Source organism: Moorena sp. SIO4A5 (assembly GCF_010672005.1).
Taxonomy (GTDB): Bacteria; Cyanobacteriota; Cyanobacteriia; order Cyanobacteriales; family Coleofasciculaceae; genus Moorena.
Genome location: NZ_JAAHHZ010000164.1, coordinates 1 through 12207, shown reverse-complemented (window position 1 = coordinate 12207; position 12207 = coordinate 1). Strand labels below are relative to the sequence as shown.

The 12207-nt window shown below is 37.4% G+C and carries 11 protein-coding genes; 3 read left to right on the top strand and 8 right to left on the bottom strand.

Annotated features, from left to right (window positions below; all coding sequences use genetic code 11):
• Positions 1–604: 604 nt before the first annotated feature.
• The 5 genes from F6K57_RS30240 to F6K57_RS30220 form a co-directional block, all read right to left on the bottom strand.
• A complete protein-coding gene (locus F6K57_RS30240; protein WP_293023061.1) occupies positions 605–1126 on the bottom strand; it encodes a hypothetical protein in 522 nt (173 codons plus the stop codon).
• A 559-nt stretch (positions 1127–1685) separates the two neighbouring features.
• Complete coding sequence (locus F6K57_RS30235) at positions 1686–2225, bottom strand: RICIN domain-containing protein (RefSeq protein WP_293071897.1); 540 nt, start codon at positions 2223–2225, stop codon at positions 1686–1688.
• 309 nt (positions 2226–2534) lie between these two features.
• Positions 2535–2666, bottom strand: coding sequence for a hypothetical protein (locus F6K57_RS30230; protein WP_293066360.1), 132 nt, complete (start codon positions 2664–2666; stop codon positions 2535–2537).
• Positions 2667–2873: 207 nt separating this feature from the next.
• Complete coding sequence (locus tag F6K57_RS30225; protein WP_293071896.1) at positions 2874–3500, bottom strand: HIRAN domain-containing protein; 627 nt, start codon at positions 3498–3500, stop codon at positions 2874–2876.
• A gap of 536 nt (positions 3501–4036) precedes the next feature.
• Positions 4037–4645 carry a hypothetical protein gene (locus F6K57_RS30220; RefSeq protein ID WP_293071895.1) on the bottom strand — a complete coding sequence of 203 codons (609 nt, stop codon included), beginning with the start codon at positions 4643–4645 and terminating at the stop codon, positions 4037–4039.
• 549 nt (positions 4646–5194) lie between these two features.
• Between F6K57_RS30220 and F6K57_RS30215 the strand changes: the two genes are divergently transcribed.
• Entirely contained in the window at positions 5195–5341 is a 147-nt protein-coding gene (locus F6K57_RS30215) for a hypothetical protein (protein WP_293071894.1), read from the top strand.
• Between the two features lie 206 nt (positions 5342–5547).
• On the opposite strand, the gene F6K57_RS30210 is transcribed toward F6K57_RS30215, so the two are convergent.
• A complete protein-coding gene (locus F6K57_RS30210; protein ID WP_293071893.1) occupies positions 5548–5760 on the bottom strand; it encodes a hypothetical protein in 213 nt (70 codons plus the stop codon).
• A gap of 639 nt (positions 5761–6399) precedes the next feature.
• Positions 6400–7701 (bottom strand): pentapeptide repeat-containing protein, encoded by a 1302-nt coding sequence (locus tag F6K57_RS30205; protein WP_293071892.1) that lies wholly within the window; start codon positions 7699–7701, stop codon positions 6400–6402.
• 1622 nt (positions 7702–9323) lie between these two features.
• On the opposite strand from F6K57_RS30205, the gene F6K57_RS30200 reads away from it, so the two are divergent.
• Both F6K57_RS30200 and F6K57_RS30195 read left to right on the top strand, forming a co-directional pair.
• Positions 9324–10754: a transporter substrate-binding domain-containing protein gene (locus tag F6K57_RS30200; protein WP_293071891.1), complete on the top strand. Its 1431-nt coding sequence runs from the start codon at positions 9324–9326 to the stop codon at positions 10752–10754.
• 102 nt (positions 10755–10856) lie between these two features.
• Complete coding sequence (locus F6K57_RS30195) at positions 10857–11231, top strand: hypothetical protein (RefSeq protein ID WP_293071890.1); 375 nt, start codon at positions 10857–10859, stop codon at positions 11229–11231.
• 557 nt (positions 11232–11788) lie between these two features.
• On the opposite strand, the gene F6K57_RS30190 is transcribed toward F6K57_RS30195, so the two are convergent.
• A partial coding sequence (locus F6K57_RS30190) for a hypothetical protein (RefSeq protein WP_293071889.1) occupies positions 11789–12207 on the bottom strand: 419 nt, incomplete at its 5' end.

The window sequence follows — 12207 nt, the reverse complement described above, 5'->3', positions numbered from 1 at the left end:
GATTCAAGGAAAAGTAAGTCGCAAAAGAAAACGTGTTCTAAAGAAGTTGGGCGCGCCGTGTGCTTGGAGACTCGCTCGCACGGTGCCTTGGGGACGAAGCGGGAGTAATCCCGCAGATTTACCCGATTCCTTTACTTTAAGGGGTAGCCAGAGCCAGCCTTCGCCCTAGCAAGTACGTCAGGCTGGCTCTTCCCGTGGATTTGATTGTCCACGGTTTTATTGTAACATAAAAATTTGCATATTATAGCATATTTTTAAAAATTTTGTAAAAAAATATTGAGAGAGTCGGGAGAAGTACAGTCTTATATAGCAGTCGCCAGGGCAGGCGCGGACATGACAAAAGTCTCAAACCTAAGTAAGCGCAAGAGTTTGACTTCTGACTTCTGACTTCTGACTTCTGACTTCTGCTATAGCGCTACGCGCAATGGCATTGGCAAGAGGCAAGAGGCAAAAGTTTACGTGCATTAGCGTTTGAGCTTGTATCAATGTCAAACACTTTAATGGGTAGTGCTATACCGAAAATATTCAAGTCCCGATAAGACCTATTAACAGAAATAAGATGACTTTTCTTTATCTTTTATAACTGATATAAAATCAAAGGTCATCACCTGGACTCCTTAGGGGAGTTGAATAACCATACAAGTATACGACCTTGGATCAAGCTGGCGATGGGAATAATTAAAATTATGAGTTTTACTGCCATCTCACCAGTTATATTGTAGTCGTAGGCATAAGGAGAATTGTAGTTCCTAAGATCGTTCATAAAATCATGAGCACCAATCTCAATTATCCAACTAGAGAATGCAGTCCAAACTAAGCTGTTAAGAACAATCCACCAACCTGCCCGAGTCGTATGCTTAGAAAGAGCTACCGATTGGAACCAAGATATCACTACGCAACCAATTAGGGTCGTAAGGATAGATGCTGTCCAGGTCATGGGTAATCGGATAGTTGGATTTTGTACAAATATAGATTGATATCTTAGATACCAAGAATAGAAAAAAGCCATGGTTGGTATGGCAACGTAGGCTCCTAACACAGTCCGCACAACCCATGACCAAGCGTCGGAAATGTAACGTCGCAGAACAACCCATTGTGCGATCGCTGGCCAAAACGGTATAAGCATGAACAAATACACATAAAAATTATTTTCAGTTAGCGATAACCATAACGCAATAGTAATTATCATACCCGTGGTTGTTGGTATCGTCCACTCGATTAGAAATCTCAGACTAAGTGCTCGTTTTAGCATTGAATTCTAAATTATCTATTCCTAACTTTAGGGTGATGTCTTTGGCAAATTTAAAATCAGGCTGATTTCCCAAATCGATATAATCATACTACGATTGCGGTTCACAAATATCTAAGGAACAGGAATTTTTAACAAGGAATTTCTCCCCATCACAAAACTCCTTCTAGGAATGTGCTGATCAAGAAGGGTTATTGTTGTGGCTTCATCGTAATCATTCATTTGTAATCCATACTTGACATAGCAAATCCCATTCAGGACTTTCGAGCCGGTTATGATTTAAAGAGTATTACTTACATCGGTCAAGCTCTGTTTATCGACGTAATAAAGTGACCGCTGGCATTTGACATCACAGCGGTCACCATTGTTGTCAACGGCTCTACCCGACAATTAAACAACCCTGCCCGAAAGGGTAATTTCTAGTTCAAACAGTTAGTTAAAAATTAGGTATTTGCCAAAACTGTCCTGAATAATTACCACAGTTAGCCATAATCGGTTTATTGTCGTTAGCATCATTAATGATATCTAAACATTTATCACTGCCCGTAAACATGGTTTTGAGGCGATAATATCCAGACTTGTTTGTTGCTTCTATTTGCCAAAATTGTCCTGAATAATTACCACAGTTAGCCATAATCGGTTTATTGTCGTTAGAATCATTAATGATATCTAAACATTTATCACTGCCCGTAAATAGGGTTTTGAGGCGATAATATCCAGACTTGTTTGTTGCTACTATTTGCCAATATTGTCCTGAATAATTACCACAGTCAGCCATAATCGGTTTATTGTCGTTAGCATCATTAATGATATCTAAACATTTATCACTGCCCGTAAACATGGTTTTGAGGCGATAATTTGTTTGTCCTTGGGCAACGTTAGTAGTACTGGCAAAAGCAAGCACAGAAGACGCAACAGCTATACCAAAAGTGAAAATTCTCTTTATATTTTTGTTAGACATGGTGGTATGAGACATTTTTTTAGTTTTAGAGAAAAATTGATCAATAATTGTGCCACAAACTCAACTTACCTGAGTTCGATATACCTAGGATCCACACTTACAGGTATGGGTTCTAGTTGATAGAGACTTTTTAACGACCTTGAACTCTAAGATAATCATCAGTTTCGATCTGAACTCTCCTATACCTTCTACTACAACGCCATTAGTAAGATTCCCGATTCTCTAGAAATATTTTTATCACAGCGGGTAAAACCGCTATGAGTCTTGATCCCCGGTTTGAAAAGACGGGGCTTTAGACTTACAGGTTCCCTCGTAAATCGGCTCTTAACTACTTTCCTTGAGCAGGGAATAGGGAATAGGTAATAGGGAATAGGGAATAGGTAATAGGGAATAGGTAATAGGGAATAGGGAATAGGGAATAGGGAAAACAATCCTGTGTAGCTGATAGTTATGCAAACCGCCGTAGCTATATATAGCAATTCTCTATGCCATGAGGTACAAAAAGATCCCCCTAAATCCCCCTTATCAAGGGGGACTTTGAGGTTGAGAAGCGTACCTCATAAATCCTATAAACGCTATAGTACCTGAATGCGTTCGCGTAGCGTGGCCTACGGCCAATCGCATTCAGGACTTCCGAGCACGTTATGATTCAAGGAGTATTACTTACATCGGGAAAAGCAAATTTTTCGACTTTTCTTTTTCCTTAGTTAAGGGCTGATAGATCTTGTGATCATACGGCACGTATTCCTTTGAACCTGAATAAGTCATCTCACACAATAACCGAGACTTGAGCGGAGAAGGAGGTAAATTTACCTTTGCTACTTTCACTTCTACTAAACTTGGATCATGCCTTAAAATTTTAAGTATATCGTGTGACAAGTAGCGGGGACAATACCCTAGGTGATAATGATCTTCTGTGGTTAACGCTAAAGCCTTATTGTCATAAGGATTATGAAACTCGTGACATAACCACAAAGGATCACCGACTTGTAGCTGCCCTATGCGATCCATAGAACACTTTGGTAAGTGACGCAAACCATGTACTAGAAAACAAAGGTGGTATTTCCCGTCACTGTCGAGGTCTGGATAAGGAAAAACTTTAAAATTATCTGTTTGTCGATTTCCTTCGCTCCTTCCTAAAAATTCCATCAAATCAAAACTCTGGGCTGATAAGTTGAGCCGGTCTAGATGCTTTCGGTAATCTGGACGCGAGGGTGACATAACTCGGTTGGCAAAAAACGCAAACAACTCCGTCGAACGATAGGTCTTATTCCACTCTGGAAAAGACATTAGAGGCTCAAACCCAAATTATTTTTGCGCTTCCTTTGCACCTTTTATATAAACAAAGGTGTAAATTTTTTAATCAAAATTATAATCATGATTGTTGATAAATCTGTATATCCCTATGTTATCATATTGGCTTTAATTGGAATACAATATGTATTGTTTTGTATTTATGATGAATTAACTGCCAGAAATCATATAAAACTACTAGAAATATATAATAAAGATACACGATTAGGAGAAAGGGTTGAACATATCCTTGATAATTACCAGCTGAATAACAAGAGATTTCGTTCAAACCTGACTCAATCATTAATTCCAGTATTAATGTACTTCTTTTTTACTATAATTGGTGTTTTGTTTAATGTGATTTTTAAAAATTAGTCTAAAATATTTACCATGATGTACTATGCGTTTACCCTAGTTGGCATGAAAGCATCAAAAAAAGCGATTGGCCGTAGGCCACGCGGGGCGCGTTCGCATCAAAGACAAGTAATTAATTACGATCGCTGTTAATTTGGGAAAATTTGCTAGTTCAAAAATCATAAATGCTCGTCTTCGGTGTTTGGAACTGCCCAAGGGTTGATGCCATGTTCCCGGAGCTGGCGATCATACTCATCCTGGTAAGATTGCTGGACATCATACTCTTCCCAGGACTGCCGCAACTCCAGTTCCTGCTGTGCGATGGTTTCGTTGGCTGCATTCAACCTTTCTTCTAGTTCCTGCACGTAAGCATCTATTCGTTGACGTCGTTCTTCCATTGTCGCCGTTTCACCAAAAGCATGACGAAAATGATCCTCTAGAGAATCCAAGGCTAGTACACTAAGGATCTTGTATGCTTCCTTGTTACCCCTGTAAGAACGGTAATTCCAATAAATGATTACTATTTTCAGTGGCAATCCATTAATCCTGGGTTGTCCAATTAATTGAGTTGAATCTTCTACTTCAAAAGTCTGACTCGTAAACCCCTCTCCCCATATGGTTTTGAATGCTTTTGAGCGCAAAAAATCTGACACGTTTTGCTTGTTCTCTCCAACGGTTTCCGCTGTCTGGGTTTGAGACATTACGTACATGCCTTCCTTAGTCTTGAAGCCATCAAATTTTTTAAAAGTCCCGATCTGGATTATTGCGTGCGTAACGTATTCTTTCATGGTTAAGATATAACTGATTTACTGCAAATCATTTACTTCAGCGATCGCACTTCCCTGTCTAAAAAGGTGCGGTCGCTTTGCATATCGTCATTGTACTGTAGTCTTTTACTGCCGTCAATGAAAAATCATCGCCATCAAAGTCGGATTGAAAACCAACCTGACTTTCCATTGCCCCACTATCTATCAGTGTTACTATTTGCTATTGGTTATAACACACAAAATTGATTATAAACAAAGCAATTTAGTTAGGCTTACATAAATACATAGCTAAAAACACATTAACTACAGATTTAACTTATAATTAAACAAATAAACATAATTAAAAACAAAAAACTGGTCTACTTCTATATTCTAGGAGTTATACACACAGTTTCAATTTAAAATAAACAAATCTTATTTGTACTTCTAAGACCAGAACCAAAATGCAAACAATAACACACAAAATTATAGCACTACCCATTAAAGTTAGGACATTGATATAAGCCGGTTTGTCGATTTATAGCGCTACGGGCAAGTCAGAAGTTAAAACTCAGAAGTCAAAAGTAAGCTATGACTAAGTTTCGGAGTTTAGGAGCGATGCAGAGGTGCGACAATCAAGCGAATTTAATTCTTAATGGGTCAAACGCACCATTACGGTCTTGGGGAGGCAGCGCGGTCTTGGGGGTTCCCCCCGGAGACGAAACCTTAGACAGTTGAGCCTTTATGGTTGGTAGGCTATGCATAAAAGGGGTAAAACTTATTGATTAAGGCGAGCCTGTCTTACGGTAACTTCTAACCATGAGCGACTGCCGTGGTTTCCCCCACTCGCGCTTTGCATCAAGACAATGTCAAACATCTAAATGCGTAGTGCTATATTATCCCTGTTCTGTCATTTTGGGACAATCGAACCAATTGGCGTCATTTCAGCCTAGGAAAAATCTGGGTTTGACCCGAGTTTGACAGAAGAGGGGTATATCGAAAATAATTAGAAACTTCGCATCAGGCACCAGCTGTTTCAGGGTCTGGGAATAACCTTTGGCATCACAACAGTTGCGGAACCGAGGGAAAACGACTGGTGGCATCGGTGGTAATAGGCGAACCATGACCCATGGGTATAGGCTTGGACGATACAACATAATATGAAGTTATCTCCTTTACTTTAAGGGGTAGCCAGAGCCAGCCTTCGCCCTTGCAAGTACGTCAGGCTGGCTCTTCCCGTGGATTTGATTGTCCACACTTTGATTATAGCATAAAAATTTGCATATTATAGCATATTTTAAAAAATTTTGTAACAAATTATTGAGAGAGTCGTCAGAGGTATAGTCTTATAGCGCTACGCGCAAGCCCTGGGAGTCCGTAAAAGCGGGAAATGGGGAGAATTATCCCGTAAATAATTGTGTATTTTGATACATATTTTAATTATTTTATACGTAATCAAAAAATTTGACATGGAATGCATTCAGCATGTCCACTGTAGAAAGAATCATACACATTAACTTTCCCGGTAGTAGGTAAATATAATTTTTATCTATTTTGTTACGACGTAGTTTGGATACAGTTTACAATTTGTCAAGCGCGATCGCACTCTGAAATTAAGACAGCACAAACGCTCCTAGTCATTCAGGCTGACCAACATCCCGTTTAAGGCGAATTGTTCTTTCCGTTGATGCGACTTAGTGCTATCCTCAGTCAGACACAAGTTTTGCACCATACTCACATCATTCTTGTGCTAAATTAAAAAGGAAAGTCAAAACTTTACATCTATGATTGGCACTTCATTCATGGCAATTTCCCTTCATTACCGCTTGTTTTAACTCAGCTAAAGATCGATTGTAATCCAAAATAGCCCTAATTCGATTATTTTCCTGTTCTTGTAGTATTTTTTCAGATTTAATTACATCAGAGTAATCACCGAAACCAGCTTGGAATCTCAATCGTGCAAGTCTAACCTTCTCTTCAGTCATGTTTGAAATCTTATTTCTTACATCAATATTTTCAAGATAATAGTTAACTTTGGCAAAAAGTTCTTCTATTTTAAATTTTATCTGGTTGCGGTGCTGTTGTTGCTTTTTATCTATATTATTCAAAGCTTTGGTAATACTTTGTTTTAGCGTTAAATGCCACAACCCATCTATTTTTACAGGATCATTCACGATAACTTTAGTCGAAGTAGACAAACCTAGGCTATTTGCTAATCGACCACGATAAATTTGTTGCTGTAGCAAAGCATTATTGACTTCTTGCTGGGCAATTTCTAAATCAATTTTAAAGGATAATATCTCATTATACGTACCTAGACCAGCTTCCTCTAAAAGTTGTTGATCTCTTAAAAACAACTCAGCAGTTTTTAGACTAAGTTTATCCAACTTTACTTGTTCATTTGCTTGTTGCATATTATAGTAGTCAATGGTGACTTGGTAACAGGCTTCATTAGATAAGTGCCCATGATTTAGCTGTTTTAGCTTTAGAGCTTGTGCTAATTTTTTTAAAACCACCTTTTTATTTGAAATATTATAATTATCAGTTTTAATTTTTGGGATGTTTATATCAGTAGAAGCTAACAATAAACCAGCAGTTATGTCAGTATTGATCAAGTTTGTATGGCTGAGGTCAGTATTCGAGAGAATAGCACCGTTGAGGGTACTAATCCTGAGGTTTGTACCACTGAGATTGGTATCCGTGAGGTTAGCACTGCTGAGAATAGCACCGTTGAAGTTAGCACTGTTGAGGTTAGCACTGCTGAGGTTACTACCCCCTAAATTGATACTGCTAAAGTTGAAATTATTTAGATTAATATTAACTTTTACCAATTCTTGAAGTATTTGGATAAACTTAGTTCTTGCTGCTAAAATATCCTCTATTTTAGCATTGTCTTGAGCATTTTTATGATAATAAGTTTCAAAACTATACCAAAGTTCCCTTATCTTTGCCTGTTTTTTGACTGCAAATCCAAGATATACTGTTAAACCAATGGGAATAATTAATCCAAAGCCAATGAACTTCAGACGATTCTTCCATTTATTGAGGTGTTTATAGCTGTAGGTATTAATCCCAACTAATAAAATATTCCGACTCATGGCAACAAGCCTCTTAAAATATTTACGTACTTAAGATGCCAGGGTGAGCGCAAGAAAAAATTGCCCATAATTTACATTGGCTGGATATCGGTTGATCGTGGCTCAAAACCCCTCTAATCTCGTAGAGCTTTACTCGCAATAGAGTTAAGTTGTTGAGAATAACGCGGTCTTTTTCTCAAAAAATACAGCTTATTGATTCTTGCGCTTACCTTGCTTAAGATGCATACAATTGTTTTGTGAATGACTCCGGAAAATTATTTTGAGCTGGGGGGTGATATGCAAGCTAAAATCCTTACTGGGTAATAATTTCAGCCCATAAGTTGCAAGAATACACATTCTGTTTTGGGCTTACATTGGACGTAGTTATAAGGGTTTGAGCTTCCAGAAAATGAATCAAGGGTTAATTTTCGATGGCTGTCGCGGGGATTACGAGAAGCCTTACAGGGTGTGAAGTAGGTCAGTTAGCTAATATTGGCAGTAGTAATCACTACATCAGCTATTTCTTAGAGTCACCTAATTGCTTCGTAGCCTACATTCCTTGATTTACGGTAGTTGTGCTAAAAGCCAACGCTTAAAGCCATGGAAGTTCCGGTTTATTATTGAAATGACACAAACAATAGTAAACAGAATCAAAAATGTCGGGCTATGACTAACGCCAAATCATAGTCCGATTTATTTTCAGGTTATAACGTAACACTTTTCAAGTCATGCGAAACTCCACATTTTTCACACTTTTTTCATATTTTTTTCACAGATTTCAATAATCTGATTATCTTCACATTTTGACCATTTAATTTGACAACTATATAGCATCAATACCTGGGGGGGTGACATGCAAGCTAAAATCCTTACTGCGTAAGATATTCAGCCCATCTGTTACAAAAAGATACATGCTGTTTTGGGCGCTTCCTTGGACTATGTTATAAGGGTTTGAGCGTCCATAAAATCAAAGAAGGGTCAATTTGGGAGTTTATCTTTCCTGAGATAATTGGCATCAAAGCCTTATCTAGTAAGCTTTTCAGGGCTCATGTCACCCCCTCAGCATCAATACAAAATAACATTTGTATCTGGGTTGTCAAAAAACTTTTTGCAAAAAGTCCCAATTTCCTCCGGATTATCTTAGGGATTTGGTGAAACGTAATTTCAGTTATAAAGGGTACATCTCCTAAAAGCTGTTTAACCCGGTGGTGCGTTACACGGCAGATTGTCCCAAGGCTGGCACGAGTCTGAAAATGAGGGCAAGCCCCCCTAACGTATCCTAAGCAACATTTTCAATATTAGATGCACCCGTTATAAAACAGGGTAAACGCATCTTATCAATAAATCAGACCCTATTGCGCTTGTTGACATAGGAGTCAGCAAATTAGATATGTTTACTCTACAGTTATAAAGCGCAATTAAACAAGTTTTTTGAGTTAATTTTTGATGTTTTTCAGTAGCAATTAACTTGGAATTAACTCCAAGTTAAAAAGGCTAAATTTTCTATGAAAAACATAAATCGTATGATCTGATATTAGATGTGTTCTGATTTGATAACAGGCACTTCGTAATACCGCATCGTCTACAAGAAAGTTAGTACTTGCAAAACCCAAACTATTGATTGTATTTCAAGAGAAGAAACCATGCTAAACACTATTAAATCTCGGCCAAGGAACGCAAATCAAAACTTAAGTCAAGTCAATAGAGGTTATCTTAAATTCATCACAATTTTACTTTCAATAGCTGCAATAACTTTTTTCGATTATCCTAGTGCTGCTCAAACTAACCAAGAAAAGGACATTTTAAACCTATTTATAGAAGAAGAAAATCCTAAATTAATAGTTCGTATAAGAACAAGTTCTTACCCTATTAGTACTGGATACGAAGATCCAAAACTTAACTTTTGCTATGGTTTTGCAGTCAAGTTGGTAAAAAAGCTGAACAATGATTTTAGATTGAATAAAGAACCAATAACGCTAGATCCTATCTTCAATAATAATTTAGAAAATCCTCGATTTGAGTCAGTTCGTGAGGGAATTGTACACCTTCAGTGTGGTCCAGACACAAGAAAACAAAAATATTATTTTAATAATGATGGAGTAATTTTTAGCAATCATTTTTTGACAACAGGAATAAGGATTTTAGTAAACAAAAGTAAGATTAAAAATCTAAAATCATTACCTAAAGACTTAAATATAGGAGTAACTGTAAACACGACAACAATTAAAGAGATAGAACCACTCAACCCCAAAATTTTTGAGACCAGAGAAGAAGGTATTAGGGCTTTAGCTCAAGGCGATATTGATGCTTTTGCCAGCGATGACATTTTATTGCAGGGCTATTTAAAAAAAGACAAGAATTTTAAGCCATCAAAATATGTGTTATACCCCCGAGATAGATATTTATCCGAGTTTAAATCCGAAGACTACGCAATGGTTATAAAAGAGGGCAACTACAAGTTCAAAGAATATATTAATGAGCTTATAAAAGATGAAAAAGAAAAGTTAGATAAGCGCTTAACAAAAGAAGGGTTTGTCTTGTTTAACAAGATATCAGCAAATCCAACAAAACTACCATATATTGCTTTTACTAGTTTGCTTTTGAGTGTAATTAGTTTATTGGTTTATTTGTTTTATTCGCGAATTACTATTTTTGAATACAGTGAGAGCGAGTTTGATTTTGTAATTTTTCTGTATACCCTAAAGCAACTAAAATTTAATCAAGAAATATCCGTAACAGTTCACAAACATAAACATAATGATCAAAATGAAAAAATATTTCGTGTAGAGCTATCTTTACCATTTATGGGAAATAAAGCAAGGTTCAAGAGAGACATTTTCGAAAACTACTATAAAAACAAAAATAATATAGATATCAAAGAACTTATTAAAGATAATAAAGATTTCCAATCAATAATTGATTCAACAAATAAATTGTTAAAATTAGATAGTAACAAATTTGATAATATTTATATGAATTTACATCTACATGTCAAAAATTTTAATGCTCCTGTTGGTAGTGTTGGCAATCGTGGTACACAGAAAAATGTAAGTGGATCAAATAAAGTAAACTAACATAATACTAGCACAATAATGCACTATATTAAAATTGAATAATAGTCAATATAGCTAAATAAATCTAATAAGTACTTAAACAACTATCCATCTTTAAATACTATGAACAACTTCTATGCTCCTGTTGGCAGTGTTGACAATCAAGGTACACAGGAAATTGTAAGTGGAAAAAATACAGGGGATATAATAATAAACCAGTACAAGTCTGCGCCAGAGCAAAAACAAAGCCTAGCGGAAGCAGCAGCTGAAATTCAGAAACTCCTGGAGCAACTATTCCAGACTAATCCTACTATAACATACAAAGAAAAGATGACAGTTTTAGGTGAAGTTGCAGACAAAATTGATAAGAACCCACCCCTAAAAGATAAGGTAATCAATGCTCTCGAAGCAGGAGGAAAAGAAGCTTTTAAGGAAGCCATAGACCACCCGCTAGTTAACATTTTGATGGCTATCATTGAGGGATGGAGAGAGGTTTAAGTTTTCTACTATCAAAGTTCCCCAAAGTTGATACTGCTGGCGAATTTAACATTTAGAAATATCAGCCTGAAGACAGCAGTCTTTATAGCCCCCCAACCCCCAATCATTAGACAAAAGCGATACTCTGAAAAGCCGCTCTGCGATGCTCTTCAGAGCCGCTCCCCGAACGCACTCCATTCTGAACCCTGCCTCACCCTATCCATACTTGGCATAGCGCATCACATTCAGGACTTTCGAGCAGGTTATGATTCAAGGAGTATTGCTTACATCAGGCAAACTCCATTTATTGACGTAATCGAGTGACCGCTGGCATTTGACATCACAGCGATCACCATTGTTGTCAACAGCTCTATCCGACAATGAAACAGCCTTGGGGTGTTAGGCGGGATTCCTCTTGCCTTAAAAGGATAAGCAATATCGCTCACTCCTCCTGAGAATTGCTATAACTATAGCGTTTCTTGGAGTTATGACGTACGCTTTTTAACCTCAAAGTCCCCCTTATTAAGGGGGATTTAGGGGGATCGCTTTGTACCTCATAGCTATAATAATTGCTATAACTATTCCTCGATAATATCTGTAAGCAAAAGATTCAAGTTTTCCACCGTTAACAAAGGCAAGTTAGGATTCTCCGTAGTACTCACATTTTCTGGATTGGAAAAGAAACTAAAACTAAACAGATATCGTCCCCTGGTTTGATTGGGGTTTTTCTGAGTCTGCCAATTGTCAATTTCTCGGACAATATTTGTTCGCAGCTGTTGAGTCACTGCTAACATATCCGTGGAATCCCCAGACTTTTGAACCGTAAATCGAGGGGTTAGTAAAACAGGTAAGGAAGCTAACAGTTCCTCATCATTAGTGTTGCTAGCTAAAGCAAAGGCATACTGACAGCTAATCCGAATATCATAAGGACGGTTAATGATAGCTGGCAGCAAGACTTTGAATAACTCTTCGAGATGCTGTGTCAAAGTTTTACTTC

Coding starts and splice junctions, on each gene's coding strand:
- F6K57_RS30225 (WP_293071896.1), bottom strand. CDS start 3,500: ATGTCTTTTCCAGAGTGGAATAAGACCTATCGTTCGACGGAGTTGTTT.
- F6K57_RS30215 (WP_293071894.1), top strand. CDS start 5,195: ATGACTAAGTTTCGGAGTTTAGGAGCGATGCAGAGGTGCGACAATCAA.
- F6K57_RS30200 (WP_293071891.1), top strand. CDS start 9,324: ATGCTAAACACTATTAAATCTCGGCCAAGGAACGCAAATCAAAACTTA.
- F6K57_RS30220 (WP_293071895.1), bottom strand. CDS start 4,645: ATGAAAGAATACGTTACGCACGCAATAATCCAGATCGGGACTTTTAAA.
- F6K57_RS30235 (WP_293071897.1), bottom strand. CDS start 2,225: ATGTCTCATACCACCATGTCTAACAAAAATATAAAGAGAATTTTCACT.
- F6K57_RS30210 (WP_293071893.1), bottom strand. CDS start 5,760: ATGTTGTATCGTCCAAGCCTATACCCATGGGTCATGGTTCGCCTATTA.
- F6K57_RS30205 (WP_293071892.1), bottom strand. CDS start 7,701: ATGAGTCGGAATATTTTATTAGTTGGGATTAATACCTACAGCTATAAA.
- F6K57_RS30195 (WP_293071890.1), top strand. CDS start 10,857: ATGAACAACTTCTATGCTCCTGTTGGCAGTGTTGACAATCAAGGTACA.
- F6K57_RS30240 (WP_293023061.1), bottom strand. CDS start 1,126: ATGCTTATACCGTTTTGGCCAGCGATCGCACAATGGGTTGTTCTGCGA.